This window comes from Salipiger sp. D13 (assembly GCF_003703915.1).
Lineage (GTDB): Bacteria > Pseudomonadota > Alphaproteobacteria > Rhodobacterales > Rhodobacteraceae > Salipiger > Salipiger profundus.
In genome coordinates this window covers 106775-126223 of the sequence record NZ_RAPJ01000019.1, presented here as the reverse complement: position 1 = coordinate 126223, position 19449 = coordinate 106775, and the positions used below count along the sequence as shown (strand labels likewise).

Here is a 19449-nt window from a genome sequence, read left to right as displayed (position 1 = left end):
CGGCGCCGGTTGCCGCAGCTCGCCCGCCGCACGGTGCCTCTTTTGCGCCCACGGCAGCATTATCTCGGTGGCTCTCGCGGTTTTCACCACCGAGCTGATGTAGCGGCTCGGTTGCCTCATGGTGCCGCTGCCTGTCGCGCGGCTGGTCTGTGCGCCGCCGCCGCGGCGGCCCGTCGCGCTCCGTCGAACGGGCCTGCCGACCGGGGCAGAGCCCGACACGTCAGATCCGTATTGCCGAGATCAGCCGACCGTAGTCCGCTTCCCTGTCATGGACGGAGCGGCGGTAGGAAAAGAACCGGTCCGGGTCGGAATAGGTGCAATGCCGCGTCCATTCCGCCTCGATCCCCTCGTCGCGCAGCTTCTGCAGCGTATAGCCCGGCAGGTCGAAATGCAGCCGGTCCCCTGCCCCGCCCGCGAAGAACCGCGCGTTCTCGGGCCCTTCGCCCATGAAGTCGTCGAAGAACTCGGGGCCGACCTCGTAGGCGCGTTGGCTGATCGTCGGCCCGATCACCGCCTGAATGGACTCGCGCTCGGCGCCGAGACGGACCATCGCCGCGATTGTCTCTTCCAGCACACCGTCGATGGCGCCGCGCCAGCCCGCGTGGGCCGCGCCGATCACCCCGGCCTCCGCGTCCGCGAAGAGCACCGGCTGGCAGTCGGCGGTCAGCACCGCGATGGCCACGCCCGGCGTGGCCGTCACCAGCCCGTCGGCCTCGGGTGCGGGGCCGTCGAAGGGCCCGTCCACCACCTCGACCCGCGCGGAATGGACCTGCTGCACGTTCACTAGCCGCGCGACGGGCACCTCCATCGCCTCGGCAACGCGGGCGCGGTTGATCGCCACGATCTCGGACTGGTCCGACGAACCGTTCCCGCAGTTGAGACCGGCGAAGACGCCGGACGACGCCCCGCCCTTGCGGGTGAAGAAGCCGTGCCGGAACGGGGTCAGGCTGGGCGCGGTGATGATCTCGAGCGTCATGTCTGCAATCCGGGGGGCGGGGTGGCGCCTTCGGGAAAGAATCCCAGTGTCTTGAACAGCGAACCCATTTCGTCGGGGTGCGTCAACCGGCGATGTGCGGCGACATGGCTGTCGAGCGCTTCGCCCGAGAGCTTCGCCGCGAGTGCACGAGCGCGGTCGGTGATGCCGAGGCGTTCGAGGAAAACGCCCTGCGGCGTCAGCGCACTATGGGCGCAGGGGGCGGCCTCGGCGAGCGCCCCGAAATCGACGTGGGCGGTCAGGTCGGACTCGCCGGGGTACGCCAGCGGATCGACCTTTTCATGCCGGCGCAGCGCCTGGAAGGTATCGCCGAGACTGCGCGCGCTGCCGTAATCCACGACCAGCGCAGCACCACCATGCGCGGCGATGCGGCGGCCGATTTCCTCGGAGATGCCAAGGGCCGGCGAACAGGTCTCGACCAAGTCGCCCTCGGCCGTGTCATCCAGCCGGTGCGAAAGCGCGGCCTGCGCGGCGGGCTCGGTCAGACCGAAGCTCAGCGCCCCGTCCTGAAGCCCCACGACCCGCTCGGCCCATGCGTCGCCGACCCGCAGGAACTGGCGCACGGGCAGCGCGTCGAAGAATTCGTTGGCGAGCAGGAAGAGCGGCCCCTCGGGCAGGGCGGCGATGCTGTCGCGCCAGACAGGCGCGTGATCCGAGAGAATCGCGTTTTGTGCGGTGCGCAGGCTGGGCGAGGCCTCGACGAGATGCACCTCGGCGGCCTCGACCATGCCGGGCACCGCCCTCATGGCGCGCAGCGCGTCGGCCATCAGCGTGCCCCGGCCCGGCCCCAGCTCTGACAGGAGAAACGGCGACGGCCGCCCCTGCTCCAGCCAGCATTGCGCGAGGCAGAGCCCGAGCATCTCGCCGAACATCTGGCTGATCTCGGGCGCGGTGGTGAAGTCGCCACCCGCGCCGAGCGGATCGCGCGTGGTGTAATAGCCGTGCTGCGGATGCATGAGACAGAGCCCCATGTATTCGGCCACGGTCATCGGCCCCTCGGCGGCGATGCGCCGGCGCAGGATCTCGGCCAGCGGGGTCACGCCCGGCGCCTCGCGTAGACCAGCAGCCCCACCCCGATGAGGATCATCGGCAGCGACAGCATCTGCCCCATCGTCAGGCCGTAGCCCCCGACGTGCCATGCCAGCCCAAGAGGGTTTCCGGGCGAGACGAACTGCGCGTCTGGCTGACGCACGAACTCGACGAGAAAGCGCGCGAGACCATATCCCGCGAAGAAGGTGCCCGCCACCATGCCGGGCCGTTTCAGCGCGCCACGAGCGAAGGCAAGCCAGATCAGCAGGCCGCCCAAAAGAAGGCCCTCGAGCCCGGCCTCGTAGAGCTGCGAGGGGTGCCGGGCGCAGAGCTCGCCCGCGGCCTGCCCGCAGGCCTGCGCGGCCTCGCCGGGGAAGATCACGCCCCACGGCAGATCGGTGGGCCGCCCCCAGAGCTCGGCGTTGACGAAATTCGCGAGCCGCCCGAGCAGCAGGCCCGGCGGCACCGCGAGGGCGATCATGTCGCCCGCGGGCATCAGCGGAATGCGGTTCTTCACGCAAAACGCCAGCACGGCGACGATCACCCCCAGCAGACCGCCGTGGAACGACATGCCTCCGTGCCAGATCATCGGGATCTCGGCCGGGTTCGCGAGGTAGTAGACCGGCTGGTAGAACAGCACGAAGCCCAGCCGTCCGCCAAGGATGATGCCGAGGATCACCCAGGTCATCAGCTGCTCGACCTGCTCGGGGGTCATCGGCGGTTGCTCGTCCAGCCAGAGCCGGGCGCGGCGCACCGCCGCCGTGGCAAGCTGCCAGCCCAGCAGGATGCCGACGATATAGGCCAGCGCATACCAGCGCAGGGCGAACTCGAAACTGCCGATGGAAATCGAGAACAGCTCGGGCGAGAGCGGAGGAAAGGGGATCGCGGCTATCATGCGCGCATCAGTGGCTTGGGATTCGAGCGGAAGTCAACCTTGAGGCTCGCGCCCTCCCGGCCCATATAGAGAGCAACACGCTATCAGGAGTCGCACATGCAGACGCGCAACAAGGTATTCGACGACATCTCGCAGTTGATGACCAACGCGATGGGCGTGGCCCAGGGCGCACGGGACGAGGCCGAGACCGCGATGAAGTCGATGATCGACCGCTGGCTTGCGGATCGCGACTTCGTGACCCGCGAAGAGTTCGACGCCGTCCGCGCCATGGCCCAGAAGGCCCGCGAGGAGAACGAGGCGCTCAAGGCGCGGCTCGACGCGCTCGAGAAAGGGGCCGAGTAAGGTTCCTACACGGGCGGGCCTCTGCCGCCCGCTTCCGCCCCAGGCGCGGAGCCGCAAGATGCGCCGGGTCGGCCCGCAGGGGCTGCGCCCGGCTCTTTCACGTTGACCCGTCACGCTTGACAACAGCCCCCGCAGCCGACAGATCGCACGCATGATCCTCACCGTTCTCCAGGTCGCCCTAGGCGGCGCACTCGGGGCCTCCGGGCGCTATCTCACCGGCGTGGCGATGACCTCGCTGATGGGCCGGTCCTTCCCGTGGGGCACGCTGACGGTGAACATTCTCGGATCGTTTCTCATGGGCGTGCTCGTCGTGGTTATGGCCAACTTCTCGGCCACCCGCCTCGCGCCTTTCCTCACCATCGGGTTCCTCGGCGGCTTCACCACCTTCTCGAGCTTCTCGCTCGACGTCGCGACGCTTTACGAGCGCGGCGACCTTGCGCTCGCCTTCGGCTACGTCGCCGTGTCGGTGCTGGTGTCGGTGGCGGCGCTGTTTGCCGGGCTGGCCCTCACACGGAGCGTCTTCGCATGAGCCGCGTTCAGACCATCACCGTCGGCCCGGATGACGGCGACCAGCGGCTCGACCGCTGGCTCAAGCGCCAGTTCCCGCATCTCCAGCAGGGGCGCATCGAGAAGATGTGCCGCAAGGGCGAGCTGCGCGTCGACGGCGGGCGCGTGAAGGCGGCGACCCGGCTCGAGCCCGGCCAGGAAGTGCGCGTTCCGCCCCTGCCCGAGCCCGAGGAAGCCCCCAAGGCCCCGCCGAAGCCCAAGGTGAGCGACGCCGACGCGAAGATGATCCGCGACGCGGTGATCTGGAAGGACGACCACATCATCGCGCTGAACAAGCCGCCGGGCCTGCCGGTGCAGGGCGGCAGCAAGCTGACCCGACACGTCGACGGGCTGGCCGAGGCGCTGACCTTCGGGCTCGACGAGAAGCCGCGGCTCGTGCACCGGCTCGACAAGGACACCTCGGGCGTGCTGCTGCTGGCGCGCACGCGTGCCGTGGCACAGGGGCTCACCACCGCGATCCGTCACAAGCAGACCCGCAAGATCTACTGGGCCGTCGTCGCCGGCGTACCGACGCCCTACCTGGGCGAGATCCGCTACGGGCTGGTCAAGGCGGCGGGGCACGGCAAGTCGGGCGAAGGCGAGAAGATGGTCTGCGTTCACCCCCGCGAGGTCGACTTGACGCCTGGCGCGAAGCGGGCGCACAGCCTTTATGCCACGCTCTACCGCGTCGCGGGCCGCGCCTCCTGGGTGGCGCTCGAGCCGATCACCGGCCGCACCCACCAGCTGCGCGCACACATGGCCGAGATCGGCCATCCGATCATCGGCGACGGCAAGTATGGCGGCTCGGGGCAGGAGAATCTCGGCGACGGCTGGGGCGCCCAGCTTGGCGGCGTGATCTCGAAGAAGCTGCACCTGCACGCGCGCTCGATGACCTTCCTGCACCCGGTGACGCGAAAGCCGGTCACGGTGACCGCTCCCCTGCCCGAGCACATGAAGCACACGTGGGATACGCTCGGCTGGACCGAGGATCTTGCCGCCGACGATCCCTTCGAGGCGCTGCAATGACCGACCTCAGCCTCGTGGTCTTCGATGTCGACGGCACGCTCGTCGACAGCCAGGCCGACATCCTTGCCTCCATGGCTGCGGCCTTCGCACATGCCGGACGGCCGGCACCGGCCCGCGAGGACATCCTGTCGATCGTCGGCCTGTCGCTCGATCGCGCCATCGCGCAGCTCTCGCCGGGCCTCGACGCGGCCATGCGCGGCGGCATGGTCGAAGCCTACAAGGCTCACTACCTGGCTTTGCGTTCCGAGAAGGGCACACCGGAGAGCTCGCCGCTCTACCCGCATGTCCGCGAGGTGCTCGAGGCACTGCACGCGGTGCCCGAGACGCTGCTCGGTATCGCCACCGGCAAGTCGCGCCGAGGCCTCGACAAGCTGGTCGACGGGCACGACATGCGGTCGCTCTTCGTGACGATGCAATGTGCCGACGACCACCCGTCGAAGCCCCATCCGGCGATGCTGCACGCGGCGCTGTCCGAGACCGGTGTGCCGGCGCAACGGGCCGTGATGATCGGCGACACGAGTTTTGACATGGAGATGGCCCGGGCCGCCGGGATGCTCGCGATCGGGGTGAGCTGGGGCTATCACGACGCGCAACGACTGAAGGACGCGCACCTGGTGATCGACGACATCCGCCAGCTGCCCGGCCTTCTGCACCAGATCCGGGAGCAGACCGCATGAGCGAATGGGCCCCACGCAGGTTCTACGAGCAGGCCACCGCCACCGAGGTCAAGGGCGGCCACGGCATCGCGCTGGACGGGCGCCGGGTGATGACGCCGGGCAAGTCCCCGCTCGTCGTCCCCACCCGCCCGCTGGCCGAGGCCATCGCCGCCGAATGGCAGGCGCAGGACGAGAAGATCGACCCCAACACGATGCCCTTCACCCGCACCGCCAACAGCGCCATCGAGAAGGTCGCGCCACAACGGGCCGAGGTGGCGCAGATGCTCGCGGAATACGGTGACAGCGACCTGCTGTGCTACCGCGCCGACGGGCCCGAGGCGCTGGTCGAGCGGCAGGCCGAACAGTGGGACCCGATGCTCGACTGGGCCGAGGCCACGCATGGCGCCCGCCTCGCGCCGCGCGCCGGGATCATGCACGCACCACAGGACGGCGCGGCGCTCGACCGGCTCGCCGCGCGGGTGCACGAAATGGACGCGTTCGAGCTTGCCGCGTTTCACGATCTCGTGTCGCTCACGGGCTCTCTGGTGCTCGGGCTGGCGGCAACCGACCCGGCCCAAGATCCCCAGCACTTGTGGGCGCTTTCGCGGCTCGACGAGAGTTGGCAGGAAGAACAGTGGGGCGTCGACGAAGAGGCCGCCGAGATGGCCGCGCGCAAGCAGGCAGCCTTTCATCATGCGCATCGGTTCTATACGCTCTGCAAGGCGTGATGAATCCCCTTGCGTTGCCGCGACGACTGCCCGTTTTCGCGGCGGCCATAGTCCTTTTTTGAGGCAGAGCGGCTTGACCTGCAAAGAGGAATCCGAACAAACTCGCCATCACTAAAGGGGGGGAGGAACATCCGTCCCCGGTTAGCACGGTCCCTCGGGGGCCATGGAACCGGCCCATCAGGGGCCGGACAACAGGAAGAGGTTAACATGAAGAAAACCGTAATCCTTGGCGCGCTCACGGTTGCCGGCCTGGCAGCAGGGGCTGCCTCGGCTGCGACGCTCGACGACGTCAAGGCGCGCGGCACGCTGAACTGTGGCGTGTCCACCGGCCTGACCGGCTTCTCGGCCCCCGACGCAAACGGCGTCTGGCAGGGCTTCGACGTTGCCGTCTGCCGCGCGGTCGCCGCTGCCGTTCTGGGTGACCCCATGGCGGTCGACTTCGTGCCCACCACCGGCCAGACCCGCTTTACCGCGCTGGCTTCGGGCGAGATCGACATGCTGGCGCGCAACACCACCTGGACCTTCTCGCGCGACAACGACCTCAAGTTTGAGTTCGTCGGCGTGAACTACTACGACGGTCAGGGCTTCATGGTTCCCAAGGAGCTGGGCGTCAGCTCGGCCAAGGAACTCGACGGCGCCACGGTCTGCATCCAGACCGGCACCACCACCGAGCTCAACCTCGCGGACTTCTTCCGCGTGAACAACATCAACTACGAGCCGGTCCCGATCGAGACGAACGCCGAAGCGCAGCAGCAGTATCTTGCCGGCGCCTGCGACGTCTACACCACGGACGCCTCGGGCCTCGCCGCGACCCGCGCCTCGTTCGAGAGCCCGTCCGATCACGTCATCCTCCCCGAGATCATCTCGAAGGAGCCGCTCGGCCCGCTGGTCCGCCACGGCGACAACGAGTGGGGCGACATCGTCCGCTGGACGCTGAACGCGCTGGTCGCCGCCGAGGAATACGGCGTGACCTCGGCCAACATCGAGGAACTGTCCTCGTCGGCAACCGACAACCCCGAGATCAACCGCCTGCTCGGCACCGAAGGTGAGCTGGGCGCGATGATCGGCCTCGACGCCGACTGGGCGAAGAAGGCGATCATGGCCAACGGCAACTACGGCGAGATCTTCGAGAAGACCATCGGCGAGAACACCCCCATCGGCCTGTCGCGCGGCCTGAACGCGCAGTGGACCGAAGGCGGCCTGATGTACAGCCCGCCCTTCCGCTGATCTGAACCACCTGACGGGGCGCGGAGGGCAACCTTCGCGCCCTTTCCAACTCAAAGGGCCCGAAAACGGGCCGACCAAGCACCAATCAGAGCTTCCGAAGAGGGGCAGGAGACCGGATCAACCGGTCCGTCGCCCAGGAAGAACGGAAGCCGCCCGGGGAGAAACATATGTCGACCATGACGGACCCGCCAGAGCGGGGTTTCCGGCTGTCGCAGCTCATCTACGACACCCGCTATCGTTCCATGACCATCCAGGTGGTGGCCATGATCCTGCTGATGCTGCTGTTCTCGTGGCTCGTGACCAACACGGTCGAGAACCTCCAGACGCTCGGCAAGGACTTCGATTTCGGCTTTCTCACGCAGCCGTCGGGATACGACATCAACCAGCGCCTGATCGAGTACGACAGCCAGAGCACGCACGGGCGGGCCGCCCTTGTCGGCATCCTGAACACTTTGCTCGTGGCTTTCCTGGGCTGCGCTCTTGCCACTGTGCTCGGGGTCATCGCAGGCGTTCTCAGGCTGTCCAACAACTGGCTCGTGTCGCGGCTGATGGCGGTCTACGTCGAAGGCTTCCGCAACGTGCCGCTGCTGCTCTGGATCGTGCTGATCTTCGCGCTGATGACCGAGGCGACGAACGCCCCCCGCGCCTTCCGCAGTGACGACGGGCCTTCGATGCTGATGTCCGAAAGCGTCGCGATCACCAACCGGGGCGTCTACATTCCGAACCTGACCTTCACCCGCTCGCTGGGCGGCAACGAGGTTGTCGCCCCTGAACCGGAAGAGCCCGAAAGCACGGGTGGCACCACCGGCATGACCGGCACCTACGGCGGCAGCCGCATCGCCACCGGCGGCGCCGGCGTGTCGACAGGTCAGGACGACACCGCGGAGGAGGAAACGTCCGACACGGCCGCCGCCGGTGACGGGGAGATCATCCCGTCGAGCTCGGCCTGGGACTGGCTCCTGATCCTCGCCGTGCTCGTGGCGGGCTTCATCGGCGCCCGCATCATCGGCCGGAAGGCCACCGAGAAGCAGGAGGCCACCGGCAAGCGCCCGACCACCCTGCCCTACCAGATCGGCCTGATCCTGATCCCCCTGATCGCCGTGCTGATCGGGCTCGGCGCACAGCTCGACAAGCCGGTGCTGGGCGGCTTCAACTTCGACGGCGGCCTGCACCTGCGCAACTCGCTGATCGCCCTGTGGCTGGCGCTGGCGCTCTATACCGGCGCCTTCATCGCCGAGATCGTGCGCGGCGGCATCCTCGCCATCAACAAGGGCCAGACCGAGGCCGCCTATGCGCTCGGTCTCCGCCCCGGCACGACGATGAACCTCGTGATCCTGCCGCAGGCGCTGCGGGTCATCATCCCGCCGCTCATCTCGCAGTATCTCAACCTCACCAAGAACAGCTCGCTCGCCATCGCCGTGGGCTACATGGACGCGCGCTCCACGCTTGGCGGCATCACCATCAACCAGACCGGCCGCGAGCTCGAGGGGATGCTGCTGCTGGGCCTGTTCTACCTCGTGCTGAGCCTGCTCATTTCGAGCGCGATGAACATCTACAACGCGTCGGTCAAACTGAAGGAGCGCTGAGCGATGAGCGATACACACGCCGAAACCGTCGCCTACGTGCGCGACTCCATGGTCGAACAGCGCGAGCCCCCGCTCTCGCAGTCCGGCGCCTACAAGTGGATCCACCAGAACATGCTGTCGACACCGCTCAACGTCATCCTGACGGTGGTGTCGCTGTGGGTGATCTGGGCGGTGCTGAGCCACCTGCTGCCCTGGGCCGTCTTCGGCATCTGGGACGCGGACAGCCTTGCACAGTGCCGCGAGATCCGTGACGAGATCTACGGTGCCGACGCCTCGGTCGCCTGTTGGGCGGTGATCTCCGAGCGCTGGAACCAGCTGCTGTTCGGCTTCTACCCGCCCGAGCTCTACTGGCGGCCGATCCTTGCCTTCGTGCTGTTCCTCGCCGCCATCACGCCAGTGCTGTTCTCGTCGCTGCCGCGCAAGCTGCTGTGGCTGTCGCTCGCGGCGCCCTTCGTGCTCTACTGGCTGATCTGGGGCGGCACCATCTGGGGCCCGCTGGTCGTGGCCTTCGGCTTCGTGCTGGGCTGGGCTGTCGTCCGCTTCGTGGGTCCGGCCATCGGCGCGCTTGGTGGCGTGATCCTCGCCATCGTGGTGCCCATCCTCTACTGGCTGTTCCTCGCCGGTCCGCTGATCAACGCGCTCGGCGCGGCGCTCCCCATCGGGCTGGTCAACGTCGAGAGCAACGAGATCGGGGGCTTCATGCTCGCCACGATCATCGGCGTCTCGGGCATCATCCTGTCGCTGCCGCTGGGCGTCGTGCTGGCGCTGGGACGGCAGTCGGACCTCTTCATCATCAACAAGTGCTCGGTCATCTTCATCGAGATCATCCGGGGCGTGCCGCTGATCGTCTGGCTTTTCACCGCCTCGCTGCTGCTGAACTACTTTCTGCCGCCGGGCACCAACTTCGACCTGATGCTGCGGGTCATCATCATGGTGACGCTGTTTTCGTCGGCCTACATCGCCGAGGTTGTGCGGGGCGGTCTCGCCGCGCTTGCCAAGGGGCAATACGAGGCAGCCGACGCGCTGGGGCTCGACTACTGGAAGTCGATGCGGCTGATCATCCTGCCGCAGGCGCTCAAGATCTCGATCCCCGGGATCGTCAACACCTTCATCGGGCTCTTCAAGGACACCACGCTGGTGGTCTTCATCGGCCTGCTCGATCCCATCGGGCTGTCGAACTCGATCCGCGCCAGCACCGACTGGAACGGCATCTACTGGGAGCTCTTCGTCTTCATCGGCCTCTGCTTCTTCGTGTTCTGTTTCAGCATGGGCCGCTATTCGCTCTTCCTCGAGAAAAAGCTCCGTCGTGAGCACCGCTAAGGAGACCTGATCATGCAACAACAAGCGACCGAGACCGTCGACCGCAGCGCCATGCAGGTGTCCGACGAGGTGGCCATCCAGATCACCAAGATGAACAAGTGGTTTGGCAGCTTCCACGTGCTGCGCGACATCGACCTGACCGTGCATCGCGGCGAGCGGATCGTCATCGCCGGGCCCTCGGGCTCCGGCAAATCGACGATGATCCGCTGCATCAACCGCCTCGAGGAACACCAGGCCGGCAAGATCGTGGTGGACGGCACCGAGCTCGGCAACGACCTCAAGAACATCGACAAGATCCGGTCCGAGGTCGGGATGGTGTTCCAGCACTTCAACCTCTTCCCGCACCTCACGATCCTCGAGAACTGCACCCTCGCCCCGATCTGGGTGCGCAAGGTGCCGAAGAAGGAAGCCGAGGCCACGGCCATGCACTTCCTCGAGAAGGTGAAGATCCCCGAGCAGGCCCACAAGTACCCCGGCCAGCTCTCCGGCGGTCAGCAGCAGCGCGTCGCCATCGCCCGATCGCTCTGCATGAAGCCCCGCATCATGCTCTTCGACGAGCCCACCTCGGCGCTCGACCCGGAGATGATCAAGGAGGTGCTCGACACCATGGTGTCGCTCGCCGAGGAAGGCATGACCATGCTCTGCGTCACCCACGAGATGGGCTTTGCGCAGGCAGTTGCGAACCGGGTGATCTTCATGGACGCCGGCCAGATCGTCGAGCAGAACGAGCCACGGGAGTTCTTCAACAACCCGCAGCACGAGCGCACGAAGCTGTTCTTGAGCCAGATCCTCGGGCACTGACCTGACGGTCGAAGCCGACCGTGACATCGGGCGCCCGCCGACGCGGGCGCCCTGTTTCGTTCCGGGCGCGCCGCCCCTCTTGCTTCAGGCGCACCCTCCGGCAAGGCGCACCGCCTCGAACTCCGCGACACCCTCGTCCCGGCCATCGGTGAAGCAGGCGACCGTGACCGGTTCCACGACATCGGGGAAGTGGTAGACCGCATTCACGCTGAAGGGCCCGGCGCCGGAATGACCGATCACGCGCCCGGAGGCACCGGCCTCGCCAGCCATGAGCCCGATCCCGTAGCCACATGTTGTCCATGGCCTTCCCGGCAATACCCCGCCCACCGGGTGCGGCGTCATCATCCGTGCAAGCGTCTTGCGCTGGACCAGCGCGCCTGCGAAAAGGGCGTGCAGAAGCCGCGCGGCATCACCCGCCGTCCCGACAAGACAGCCGTGATACACCCAGCCGGGGTGGTATCCCGCGGCCTCGGGCCAGCAGACTGCGGCGAAGCTCTCGGGCGTCGTCGCCAGGACAACGCTGTGGAGCCCCAGCGGTGCGGTGATCTCTTGCCGCACCAGCGTGTCGAGGCCGCATCCGGAGACAGCCTCGAGATGCTCGCGGGCGAAGAGATAGCCGATGTTCGAGTAGCGCCACCCCTGCCCCGGCGAGAACAGCGCCCCCTGCGCCAGCGCCTCGCTGAGCAGCCGGTCCCGGGGCCAGGGTGCCTCACCGCCAGCGACCGCGCGGTGGTAGGCCGGCAGCGCGCCGTAGTCCGGCAGACCGGCGGTATGGGTGAGGCACTGCCCGAGCGTGATGCTCCGATCCGCAACCGTATCGTCGAGCGACAGCCGGCCCTGCTCTTCAAGCCGCAGGGCGCAGACGGCGATCACCGTTTTCGTGAAGCTCCAGTAGGGGAACAGCAGCGCCGGGTCGCCGAGCGTCTCTGCGCGGCCATCCGAGCGGATCAGGCAGGAGTGAATGTGGCCGGTGTCCGACATGGCCCTGCCTAGCATCGAAGCGGTAGCGGGCCCAAAAGAAAAGCACCCCGGAGACGGCTCCGGGGTGCTTCCAGTTCCAAAAGCGGACGGCTGGGTCAGCCGCGCTCTTCGATGATCTCGACCAGGTGCGGGATCTTGGCAACCATGCCGCGCACGGCGGGGGTGTCCTCGAGCTCGCGGGTCTTGTGCATCTTGTTCAGGCCCAGGCCAACCAGCGTCTGACGCTGGACTGCGGGGCGGCGGATCGGCGAACCGACCTGCTTCACGACGATCGTCTTAGCCATGGATCTCAGGCCTCCTCAGCGACTTGGGTCGATTCCGCCGGCGCTTCGTCACGCTTCGGCAGGATGTCGGCCACCTTCTTGCCACGACGCTGGGCGACGTTGCGGGGCGACTGTTCCTTGGTCAGCGCGTCGAGCGTGGCACGGATCATGTTGTAGGGGTTCTGCGACCCGATCGACTTGGCGACCACGTCGTGCACGCCGAGCATCTCGAAGACGGCACGCATCGGACCACCGGCAATGATACCGGTACCTTGCGATGCGGTGCGCAGGACGACGCGACCGGCGCCGTGGCGTCCGTTCATGTCGTGGTGCAGCGTGCGGCCTTCGCGCAGCGGCACGCGGATCATTTTGCGCTTCGCCTGCTCGGTGGCCTTGCGGATGGCCTCGGGGACCTCCTTGGCCTTGCCCTTGCCGAAGCCGACGCGGCCCTTCTGGTCGCCGACGACGACGAGCGCGGCGAACCCGAAGCGCTTGCCGCCCTTCACGGTCTTCGACACACGGTTGATCGCGACAAGGCGATCGGCAAATTCCGGGGTCTCGTCGCGGTCGCGACGGTTCCGGCGGTTGTCACGTTCTGCCATCTGGCATTCCTTTGTTCAGGGTCGGCACGCCGGGGCGCGCCTTGCGTTTTCCAATCCAGGTGCCCCTTGGGGCCCGGATCATCGAGGCGTTGCCGCCTACGCTTTCGGGATGGAGGGCCGAAGCCCGCCTGCGGGCACGAGGCCCGGCATGACGCAGGGTGGGCGGAAACCGCCCACCCTACCGTTTCTCAGAGCTTCAGCCCGGCTTCACGCGCGGCGTCGGCGAGTGCCTTGACGCGACCGTGATACAGGAAGCCGCCACGGTCGAAGTAGGCTTCTTCCACACCGGCTTTCTTGGCGCGCTCGGCGATGAGGGCACCCACCTTCTGGGCGGCCTCGACGTTTGCACCGTTGCCGACGACGCCGAGATCCTTCTCCATGGTGGAGGCGGATGCCAGGGTCACGCCCTGCACGTCGTCGATCAGCTGAACGCTGATGTTCTTGTTCGACCGGTGCACCGACAGCCGCACGCGGCCGGCGTTGACCTTGCGAAGCTTGTTCCGGACGCGCAGACGGCGCTTCTGGAACAGTTGCAGTTTGCTGTTTGCCATTGTTCCGCGTCCTTACTTCTTCTTGCCTTCCTTGGCGAAGATGTATTCGCCCTTGTAGCGAATACCCTTGCCTTTGTAGGGCTCGGGGCGGCGCCAGTCGCGGATGTTCGCCGCGACCTGACCGACCTGCTGTGCATTGTGCCCCTCGACAATCACCTCGGTCGGCTTCGGCGTGGTGACCGTGATGCCTTCGGGGATGGCGAAGTCGACGTCATGGCTGTAGCCGAGGTTCAGCTTCAGGACCTGGCCCTGGACCTGCGCGCGGTAACCCACGCCCTGGATCTCGAGCTCTTTCTTGAAGGTGTTCTGAACGCCGTGCACCATGTTCGCGACGATGGTGCGCGACATGCCCCACTGCTGGCGCGCGCGCTTGGAATTGCCGCGCGGCGTCACGGAGACAGCGTTTTCCTCGACCGCGATGGTGACATCGTCGGTTGCGGTGAAGGTCTGGGCGCCTTTCGGGCCCTTCACTTCGACGGTCTGGCCGCTGACGGATGCGGAAACACCCGAGGGCAGCTCGACCGGCCTTTTCCCAATACGAGACATGGACGTCCCTCCTTAGAATACCGTGCAGAGCACCTCGCCGCCGACATTGGCAGCGCGGGCGTTTGCGTCCGACATCACGCCCTTCGGCGTGCTGACAATCGACACACCCAGGCCCTGGCGGACGGTGGGGATGTCCTTGACACCCATGTAGACGCGACGGCCGGGGGTCGAGACCCGCTGCAGTTCGCGAATGACGGGGGTGCCGTCGAAGTACTTCAGGCTGATCTCGAGCGTCGGGTGACCGTTTGCACCGGTCCCGGACTCGTAGCCGCGGATGTAACCTTCGTCCGCGAGCACGTCGAGCACCCAGGCGCGCAGTTTCGAGGCCGGGGTCGAAACGACCGACTTGCCACGAAGCTGGGCGTTACGGATACGGGTGAGCATATCGCCGATAGGATCGTTCATCTCGTACCCTCCTTACCAGCTCGATTTCACGAGACCGGGCGCAAGGCCGTTGGAACCGAGATCGCGCAGGGCGATACGGCTGACCTTGAGCTTGCGGTAGTATGCGTGCGGACGGCCCGTGAGCTGGCACCGGTTGTGCAGGCGGGTCGGCGAGGAATTGCGCGGCAGCTTCGCAAGCTCGAGGCGTGCCTTGAAGCGCTCTTCCATCGATTTGCTTTCGTCGGTCGCGATCTCTTTGAGCGCGGCACGCTTGGCGGCATACTTCTCCACCAGCGCCTGGCGCTTCTTCTCGCGTTCGATCATGGATTTCTTGGCCATGTGTCTCGCTCCTCAGGCGTTGAAGGGCATGTTGAAATGCTTCAACAGCGCCTTGGCTTCCGCGTCGGTTGCCGCGGTGGTGGTGATGATGATGTCCATGCCCCAGACTTCATCGACCTTGTCGAATTCGATCTCGGGGAAGACGATGTGTTCCTTGATGCCCATGGCGAAGTTGCCGCGGCCGTCGAAGGCCGGCTTCACGCCACGGAAGTCGCGGATGCGGGGCATCGCGATACCGATCAGGCGGTCGAGGAAATCATACATCCGGTCACCACGCAGGGTCACCTTGGCGCCAAGCGGCATCTCTTCACGAACACGGAAGCCGGCGATCGACTTCTTGGCCTTCGTGGTGACAGCCATCTGGCCGGCGATCTTGCTCAGGTCTTCCTGGGCCGATTTCGCCTTTTTCGAGTCCTTCACGGCCTCGGCACCGCAGCCGATGTTCAGAACGATCTTGTCCAGACGCGGGATCTGCATGTCGTTCTTGTAGCCGAACTCTTCCTTGAGCTTGGCCTTGATCTCGTCGCGGAACTGAGCGCGCAGACGCGGGGTGTAGTTTGCGGTATCAAGCATCGATCACGTCCCCCGTGGTCTTGGCGAAGCGAACCTTCTTGTCGCCGTCCATGCGGAAACCGACGCGGGTCGGCTTGCCGTTGGCATCGACGATGGCAAGGTTGCTGAGGTCGATCGGCATCGCCTGCGGCAGACGGCCGCCCTGCGACGTCTGGCTCTGGCGCGTGTGACGAACGGCCATGTTCACGCCGCCGACGACGGCCTTGCCGGCCTTCGGGCTAACGCTTTCGATGGTCCCGGTCTTGCCCTTGTCCTTGCCGGACAGGACGATGACCTTGTCACCTTTTTTCAGCTTGGCAGCCATCAGAGCACCTCCGGAGCAAGCGAGATGATCTTCATGAAGTTCTTCGCGCGCAGCTCGCGAACCACCGGCCCGAAGATACGGGTGCCGACCGGCTCGTTGCTGTTGTTGAGGATGACGGCCGCGTTGCGGTCGAAGCGGATGGAGGTGCCGTCTTCGCGACGAACTTCCTTGGCGGTGCGCACGACGACGGCCTTGCGGACGTCACCCTTCTTCACGCGGCCGCGCGGAATGGCCTCTTTCACCGAGACGACGATGATGTCGCCGACCGATGCGTAGCGGCGATGCGAGCCGCCGAGGACCTTGATGCACTGAACTTTCCGGGCACCGGAGTTGTCAGCGACATCCAGATTGGTCTGCATCTGGATCATGTGGTTTCTCCCGACCTTTGGGGGTTGTTCTTGGTCTACCCCCCAGGGTTTCGATCAAACCGGGATGGGATGCCTTATTCGGCGATCACTTCCCAGCGTTTCGTCTTCGACTTCGGCGCGCATTCGATGATGCGGACCATATCGCCGACTGCGAACTTTCCCGCCTCGTCGTGAGCGCGGTATTTCTTCGACTTCTTGATGGTCTTCTGCAGCACGGGGTGCTTGAAGCGGCGGACCACCTGGACCGTCACGGTCTGCGCGTTCGCGGTGGAGGTCACGGTGCCTTGCAGGATACGCTTGGGCATGGGTTAAACTCCTTATTCCGCAGACGCCGCAGCGGCGGCTTTCTGGTTGAGCACGGTGCTGACGCGTGCCACGTCGCGGCGCACCTGACGGATGCGCGCGGTGTTCTCGAGTTGGCCGGTGGCCTTCTGGAAGCGGAGGTTGAAGGCCTCCTTCTTCAGGGCGAGAAGCTCGTCCCGGAGCTGGTCCGGGGTCTTCGAGCTGAGCTCTTTGGCGTCCATAGCGGTCGCTCCTTCGTTGCAACATCACCGGAGGGCCCCATCGTTACGTGGGTCACCCTGATTCCCGGTGGAGGTGGATGAAGGCGCCGTATAGGCGTGTTCGCCCTACAAAGCAAGGGGCAAAGGCCGCGCCCCCGTGCGCGCTACGGCAGCACGTCGAAGACGCGAGAGCGGCGCCGGGCCCGTTGGTTGATGCCGCGCAATGCGACCACTGCCTGCAACATGCGACCCTGCTTCGGGAAAGTCCAGTCTCGGAGATCGTCATGCCCATCCGCATCCCCGTCGCACTGCTGCTCACGGCAGCGCTTATCGCCTGCCAGCCGACCGCCACGCCGGTCGCGACTGCCCTGCCCGCCGACCTCGAGGGGCTTCCGCTCTCTCCAACGATGGCGCGCGAGATTCGGACCGAGCTTGCATCGCTCGACAGCGCCGAGGCGAAACGCCTCTGCACCGAGGACGAGATTGCCTTTGTCCGGGCGAGCGCGATCCTGATGGCGGTCTACCTGGGCGAAGACGAGACCGCTCCCTGGAGCCCGCGCCAGACCGCGAAGGTCGAGGGGCTCCGCGCAAGATGGCAGGCGCTCGGGGGCGATGCGCGCGACGTCAGCGCAAAATGCCACCAGCTCCCGTCCATGGTGCTCTAGGGCCGCACCAGCCCCGTAAATGGCCAGGAGCCCGGACCAGCGGGCTCCGTCCGTTCGAACCTCAAACGCTCCCCCGGAGCGTTTGCCGGGCCCGGGCCGGCCCGTCCTTCACTCCCACTTGTAGTTGAAGCTGACCGAGATCCGCTCTTCCTCGGACATGTTCGGCGGCACTTCGTGGCGCAGCCAGCTTTCCCACAACAGCACATCACCGACCTTGGGCGCCTCGTAGATGAAGGTCTTCAGTTCCTCCCGGCAGCCCTTTCGACGCGCGGGCGCGGCCATCATGTAGCCCAGCCGCGGGTCCTCGAGCTTCAGCGCCGATGTGCCGTCGGGCATGGCGACATAGGTCGTGCCCGAGATCACGGAGTGCGGGTGAATGTGCGACGAATGCGTGCCGCCCTCGGGCAGGATGTTGATCCAGAGGTCCTCCAGCACCAGCGTCTTCTCCCCGAGATCGAACTCGAGATCCTCGGCAAAGGCCATGACATGCTTGTCGAGCGCCGCGACGAGATCGGCGAAGATCGGGAAGCGCCACGGCAGGTCCGTCAGCGAGGCATACGATGTGTATCCCGGATAGCCGTTCGCCTCGCACCATTCCTGCCCCGCCTCGTCATCCTCGGCGATGGACCAGCAGGAGGCTTCGAGCTCGTCGGTGTCGATGGCGGGCGCCTGCTCGGAGAGCTGCGCACGGTAGAGGCGGGTCGCGAAGAGGGAGCGGATCTGGGACATGCCCGCCTCATAGCGCGAGTCGCGGGATCTGGCGAGAGGCAACGAAGTCTCAACCTCGCTGTGCGAGACCTCGGGCTGTCTCTCTCGTCGAAAGGTCAGAATGACCCGTCTTCTGTTGCCACTGTCCCTGGGCCTGGCCCTCGCGCCGCCCGCGATGGGCGCCGAACCGCTGTTGTCGTCGCGCGTCGCGCGCAAGCCCCTCTTGCAGCAGGCACAGCCGCTGATCCCGGTGCGATCGGGCGCCGGGACCTCGGGCGCGAGCCTGTTCGCCGGGCGGGCAGAGGGGGGCCTGTTCTCGGCAGTTCTTGAGCCCACCAGCCTGCCCCACCGGATCGGTGGGGATAGCGTCAACGCGCGCATTCGCGACATCATCGCACGGGCCGAGGCCGGGCCTGACGGATACGACGCGGTCCAGCACGGCGCCCGCAGGCGGCCGCCGAAACGCCCCACGGCGATGACCCTCGACGAGATCTTCGCATGGATCGCCGCCACGCCGGGCCAGCCGCACGCCATCGGCCGTTACCAGTTCATTCCGGACACGCTGCGGATGCTGGTGAATCGGCTCGGTCTCGACCGTCGGACACGGTTCACCCCCGGCGTTCAGGACAGGCTCGCGGACCTGCTGCTCCTCGATGCGGGGCTCGACGACATGCGGCGCGGCAACATCACGCGCCGCAGCTTCATGCACAACCTGGCCCGGATCTGGGCCGGCCTGCCGACCGCGTCGGGCCGGTCGCATTACCACGGCCATGCGGGCAACCGCGCGACCATGACATGGGCGCGCTTCGAAAGCGCCATGGCGCCGATCTTTCCGCACTGATCCCGCTCAGCCGGGAACGACGCAGATCTGTGCCTCGCCCCCGTCCAGCGAACCGCCAAGATCGTCGCAGGCGGCGTCGTCGAGATATTGCTCGTAGGATCGCCCGGCCCAGAACCCGACGATCACGGCAAGAACAAGCACCAGCCGGCGCAAGATCCAGAACATGTCAGTCTCCCGGAAAAGAAAAGACCTCCGCCGATCTCTCGGCGGAGGTCCAATTCAATCGGCGGGCCATCGGCCCACCGCAGCGGTTTACCAGTCCTCGCGGACGACCACGCGGGTCTTGATCGGCAGCTTCATCGCGGCCAGGCGCAGCGCCTCGCGGGCGATGTCCTCGGCGACGCCGTCGATCTCGAACATCACGCGGCCAGGCTTCACCTTGCAGGCCCAGAAGTCGACCGAGCCCTTACCCTTACCCATCCGGACTTCGGTGGGCTTGGAGGTCACGGGGGTATCCGGGAAGATACGGATCCAGACCCGGCCCTGACGCTTCATGTGACGCGTCATGGCACGACGGGCCGCCTCGATCTGGCGCGCGGTGACGCGCTCGGGCTGAAGAGCCTTCAGACCGTAGTGACCGAAGTTCAGATCAGAGCCGCCCTTGGCTTCGCCCTTGATCCGGCCCTTCTGCATCTTGCGGAATTTTGTGCGTTTCGGTTGCAGCATTGTTC

29 protein-coding genes are annotated in these 19449 nt (G+C 66.4%); 11 read left to right on the top strand and 18 right to left on the bottom strand.

The features are described from left to right. Positions 1 to 220: 220 nt before the first annotated feature. The 3 genes from pgeF to lgt are packed head-to-tail and all read right to left on the bottom strand — an operon-like array spanning position 221 to position 2918. Positions 221 to 976, bottom strand: a complete 756-nt coding sequence (gene pgeF, locus D6860_RS22055; protein ID WP_076623431.1) for a peptidoglycan editing factor PgeF — start codon at positions 974 to 976, stop codon at positions 221 to 223. After that, positions 973 to 2034: a class I SAM-dependent methyltransferase gene (locus tag D6860_RS22050; RefSeq protein ID WP_229743347.1), complete on the bottom strand. Its 1062-nt coding sequence runs from the start codon at positions 2032 to 2034 to the stop codon at positions 973 to 975. Before D6860_RS22050 ends, pgeF begins: the two co-directional genes overlap by 4 nt. Further along, positions 2031 to 2918 (bottom strand): prolipoprotein diacylglyceryl transferase, encoded by an 888-nt coding sequence (lgt, locus tag D6860_RS22045; protein ID WP_076623430.1) that lies wholly within the window; start codon positions 2916 to 2918, stop codon positions 2031 to 2033. The genes D6860_RS22050 and lgt overlap by 4 nt, the downstream gene beginning before the upstream one ends. Positions 2919 to 3014: 96 nt before the next feature. Between lgt and D6860_RS22040 the strand changes: the two genes are divergently transcribed. From D6860_RS22040 to D6860_RS22000, 9 genes are all read left to right on the top strand, one after another. Continuing rightward, complete coding sequence (locus D6860_RS22040) at positions 3015 to 3260, top strand: accessory factor UbiK family protein (RefSeq protein WP_076623429.1); 246 nt, start codon at positions 3015 to 3017, stop codon at positions 3258 to 3260. 151 nt (positions 3261 to 3411) lie between these two features. Next, positions 3412 to 3789 (top strand): fluoride efflux transporter CrcB, encoded by a 378-nt coding sequence (gene crcB / locus D6860_RS22035; RefSeq protein ID WP_076623428.1) that lies wholly within the window; start codon positions 3412 to 3414, stop codon positions 3787 to 3789. Next, complete coding sequence (locus D6860_RS22030) at positions 3786 to 4832, top strand: RluA family pseudouridine synthase (RefSeq protein ID WP_076623427.1); 1047 nt, start codon at positions 3786 to 3788, stop codon at positions 4830 to 4832. The genes crcB and D6860_RS22030 overlap by 4 nt, the downstream gene beginning before the upstream one ends. Then, positions 4829 to 5509 (top strand): HAD-IA family hydrolase, encoded by a 681-nt coding sequence (locus tag D6860_RS22025; RefSeq protein ID WP_076623426.1) that lies wholly within the window; start codon positions 4829 to 4831, stop codon positions 5507 to 5509. Before D6860_RS22030 ends, D6860_RS22025 begins: the two co-directional genes overlap by 4 nt. Beyond that, entirely contained in the window at positions 5506 to 6216 is a 711-nt protein-coding gene (locus D6860_RS22020; protein WP_076623425.1) for an ATP12 family chaperone protein, read from the top strand. Before D6860_RS22025 ends, D6860_RS22020 begins: the two co-directional genes overlap by 4 nt. Positions 6217 to 6423: 207 nt before the next feature. Beyond that, positions 6424 to 7443, top strand: coding sequence for an amino acid ABC transporter substrate-binding protein (locus tag D6860_RS22015; RefSeq protein ID WP_017468364.1), 1020 nt, complete (start codon positions 6424 to 6426; stop codon positions 7441 to 7443). Positions 7444 to 7610: 167 nt separating this feature from the next. After that, a complete protein-coding gene (locus D6860_RS22010; protein WP_076623424.1) occupies positions 7611 to 9029 on the top strand; it encodes an amino acid ABC transporter permease in 1419 nt (472 codons plus the stop codon). 3 nt (positions 9030 to 9032) lie between these two features. After that, complete coding sequence (locus tag D6860_RS22005) at positions 9033 to 10349, top strand: amino acid ABC transporter permease (RefSeq protein WP_017467330.1); 1317 nt, start codon at positions 9033 to 9035, stop codon at positions 10347 to 10349. 12 nt (positions 10350 to 10361) lie between these two features. After that, complete coding sequence (locus tag D6860_RS22000; protein ID WP_017467331.1) at positions 10362 to 11150, top strand: amino acid ABC transporter ATP-binding protein; 789 nt, start codon at positions 10362 to 10364, stop codon at positions 11148 to 11150. Between the two features lie 84 nt (positions 11151 to 11234). Here the strand turns inward: D6860_RS22000 and D6860_RS21995 are convergent, their stop codons facing one another. The 12 genes from D6860_RS21995 to rpmC all read right to left on the bottom strand — a co-directional run bounded on the left by D6860_RS21995 (position 11235) and on the right by rpmC (position 16585). Then, entirely contained in the window at positions 11235 to 12131 is an 897-nt protein-coding gene (locus D6860_RS21995) for a serine hydrolase domain-containing protein (protein WP_076623423.1), read from the bottom strand. Positions 12132 to 12226: 95 nt separating this feature from the next. After that, entirely contained in the window at positions 12227 to 12415 is a 189-nt protein-coding gene (gene rpmD, locus D6860_RS21990; RefSeq protein ID WP_017467119.1) for a 50S ribosomal protein L30, read from the bottom strand. A 5-nt stretch (positions 12416 to 12420) separates the two neighbouring features. Then, a complete protein-coding gene (gene rpsE, locus D6860_RS21985; protein WP_017467118.1) occupies positions 12421 to 12996 on the bottom strand; it encodes a 30S ribosomal protein S5 in 576 nt (191 codons plus the stop codon). Positions 12997 to 13184: 188 nt separating this feature from the next. Next, entirely contained in the window at positions 13185 to 13547 is a 363-nt protein-coding gene (rplR, locus tag D6860_RS21980; protein ID WP_017467117.1) for a 50S ribosomal protein L18, read from the bottom strand. Positions 13548 to 13559: 12 nt separating this feature from the next. Then, positions 13560 to 14093: a 50S ribosomal protein L6 gene (rplF, locus tag D6860_RS21975; protein WP_017467116.1), complete on the bottom strand. Its 534-nt coding sequence runs from the start codon at positions 14091 to 14093 to the stop codon at positions 13560 to 13562. 12 nt (positions 14094 to 14105) lie between these two features. After that, positions 14106 to 14498 (bottom strand): 30S ribosomal protein S8, encoded by a 393-nt coding sequence (gene rpsH / locus D6860_RS21970; RefSeq protein ID WP_017467115.1) that lies wholly within the window; start codon positions 14496 to 14498, stop codon positions 14106 to 14108. A 12-nt stretch (positions 14499 to 14510) separates the two neighbouring features. Further along, a complete protein-coding gene (gene rpsN / locus D6860_RS21965; RefSeq protein WP_017467114.1) occupies positions 14511 to 14816 on the bottom strand; it encodes a 30S ribosomal protein S14 in 306 nt (101 codons plus the stop codon). A gap of 12 nt (positions 14817 to 14828) precedes the next feature. After that, positions 14829 to 15389 (bottom strand): 50S ribosomal protein L5, encoded by a 561-nt coding sequence (rplE, locus tag D6860_RS21960; protein ID WP_017467113.1) that lies wholly within the window; start codon positions 15387 to 15389, stop codon positions 14829 to 14831. Beyond that, entirely contained in the window at positions 15382 to 15693 is a 312-nt protein-coding gene (gene rplX / locus D6860_RS21955) for a 50S ribosomal protein L24 (protein ID WP_017467112.1), read from the bottom strand. The genes rplE and rplX overlap by 8 nt, the downstream gene beginning before the upstream one ends. Continuing rightward, complete coding sequence (gene rplN, locus D6860_RS21950) at positions 15693 to 16061, bottom strand: 50S ribosomal protein L14 (protein ID WP_017467111.1); 369 nt, start codon at positions 16059 to 16061, stop codon at positions 15693 to 15695. Before rplN ends, rplX begins: the two co-directional genes overlap by 1 nt. A gap of 74 nt (positions 16062 to 16135) precedes the next feature. Then, positions 16136 to 16366 (bottom strand): 30S ribosomal protein S17, encoded by a 231-nt coding sequence (gene rpsQ, locus D6860_RS21945; RefSeq protein WP_076623422.1) that lies wholly within the window; start codon positions 16364 to 16366, stop codon positions 16136 to 16138. 12 nt (positions 16367 to 16378) lie between these two features. Beyond that, positions 16379 to 16585 (bottom strand): 50S ribosomal protein L29, encoded by a 207-nt coding sequence (gene rpmC, locus D6860_RS21940; RefSeq protein ID WP_017469264.1) that lies wholly within the window; start codon positions 16583 to 16585, stop codon positions 16379 to 16381. Between the two features lie 263 nt (positions 16586 to 16848). On the opposite strand from rpmC, the gene D6860_RS21935 reads away from it, so the two are divergent. After that, entirely contained in the window at positions 16849 to 17229 is a 381-nt protein-coding gene (locus tag D6860_RS21935) for a hypothetical protein (RefSeq protein WP_076623421.1), read from the top strand. 108 nt (positions 17230 to 17337) lie between these two features. Here the strand turns inward: D6860_RS21935 and D6860_RS21930 are convergent, their stop codons facing one another. Beyond that, positions 17338 to 17958, bottom strand: coding sequence for a 2OG-Fe(II) oxygenase family protein (locus tag D6860_RS21930; protein WP_076623420.1), 621 nt, complete (start codon positions 17956 to 17958; stop codon positions 17338 to 17340). 100 nt (positions 17959 to 18058) lie between these two features. Here D6860_RS21930 and D6860_RS21925 point away from each other — a divergent pair, with 100 nt between their 5' ends. After that, on the top strand, positions 18059 to 18778 hold the full coding sequence (locus D6860_RS21925; RefSeq protein WP_076623419.1) for a hypothetical protein: 720 nt from the start codon (positions 18059 to 18061) through the stop codon (positions 18776 to 18778). A gap of 6 nt (positions 18779 to 18784) precedes the next feature. On the opposite strand, the gene D6860_RS25390 is transcribed toward D6860_RS21925, so the two are convergent. Together D6860_RS25390 and rplP are read right to left on the bottom strand one after the other, a co-directional pair. Next, the gene (locus D6860_RS25390) at positions 18785 to 18943 is read right to left on the bottom strand and encodes a hypothetical protein (RefSeq protein WP_017467398.1); all 159 of its coding nucleotides are present in this window, start codon (positions 18941 to 18943) and stop codon (positions 18785 to 18787) included. Positions 18944 to 19030: 87 nt separating this feature from the next. Then, positions 19031 to 19444, bottom strand: a complete 414-nt coding sequence (gene rplP, locus D6860_RS21920) for a 50S ribosomal protein L16 (RefSeq protein ID WP_017467397.1) — start codon at positions 19442 to 19444, stop codon at positions 19031 to 19033. Positions 19445 to 19449 lie beyond the last annotated feature (5 nt).